The following is a 1,128-nucleotide window of genomic DNA, read 5'->3' as shown; positions in this document are numbered from 1 at the left end:
ACCTCGGCGCCGGCGCTCTCCAGCGCGCGGGCGACGCCGCGCTCGAAGCCGCCGGTGAAGATGGCGACGTAGTGCCCGCGCCCGCGCAGGCGCTCGATCACGTCGGCGGCGCCCTCGCGGAGTTCGACCGCCCCGTACGCCGCCTCGGCGTCCGCCTCCTCCAGGTGTTCCAGCAGCGCCGCGCGCCGCCGGAGGCTCTCGGCGTAGCTGAGCTCGTCGTTCATCGCCCGCTCGGTGATGTCGGCCATCTCGCCGGCGACGCCGCACTGCTCGCCCAGAAGCACCGTCATCTCCGAGTCAGAGAGCGTCCCGTCGAAGTCGAACGCCACGAGTCGCGTCATGGCTCACGGTTCGGCGGCCGGGGCTTCAACTCCCCGGCTCGGGCGAGTTCTCCGGGTGGTCCCCCACCGCCCGAGCGGGCGTCGCGTCCGCCCCGGTCGCTGCCCTGTCGGCGTCGCCGCCGCGGTCTCGGCGCGCCGGCGTTGCGGTCGTGGTCGTCGCGACCGTCGCCGCTCCGGCCGTCGCCGTCGCGACCGTCGGATCATACACGCACGTGGGATTTCCACCCGAAACGGTGGGGTCGAATATCCATCCCTATGGACAGTTCCGTCGGGCGAGTTCCGCCGAGGTGGAAAGCCTTTACCACGCGCCGGAACTCCGGTCGCGCATGAAGGTACTCGTCACGGACCCCATCGCGGACGCGGGGGTCGAGACGCTCCGAGACGCCGGCCACGAGGTCGTCACGGGCTACGAACTGGAGGGGGAGGCGCTGCTGGAGGCCGTCGCCGACGCGAACGCGCTGATCGTGCGGTCGGGGACGGAGGTGACCGCCGAGGTGTTCGAGGCGGCACCCGAGCTGGTGATCGTCGGGCGCGCGGGCATCGGCGTCGACAACATCGACATCGAGGCGGCGACCGACCACGGCGTCGTCGTCGCGAACGCGCCGGAGGGGAACGTCCGCGCGGCCGCAGAGCACACGGTCGCGATGACGTTCGCCGCCGCCCGCTCCATCCCGCAGGCGCACGGCCGCCTCAGGGACGGCGAGTGGGCCAAGGGCGACTACCTCGGCCGGGAGGTGAACAACAAGACGCTCGGCATCGTCGGCCTCGGGCGCGTCGGCCAGGAGGT

The 1,128-nt window shown here is 72.6% G+C and carries 2 protein-coding genes; one reads left to right on the top strand and one right to left on the bottom strand.

Features of this window, described 5'->3' with window-relative positions; translation table 11 throughout:
- Nucleotides 1-341 (bottom strand): HAD family hydrolase (locus ACQUQ1_RS22330; RefSeq protein ID WP_435066377.1); only part of this gene is annotated, 341 nt, incomplete at its 3' end.
- 326 nt (nucleotides 342-667) lie between these two features.
- Here ACQUQ1_RS22330 and ACQUQ1_RS22325 point away from each other — a divergent pair.
- Nucleotides 668-1,128, top strand: a 461-nt coding sequence (locus ACQUQ1_RS22325; protein WP_435066376.1) for an NAD(P)-dependent oxidoreductase, incomplete at its 3' end; no start/stop codon positions are given.

Source organism: Halobaculum sp. EA56 (assembly GCF_051195075.1).
Taxonomy (GTDB): domain Archaea; phylum Halobacteriota; class Halobacteria; order Halobacteriales; family Haloferacaceae; genus Halobaculum.
Note: the sequence above shows the minus strand (reverse complement) of the source record. Positions and strands in the feature narration are given on the sequence as shown.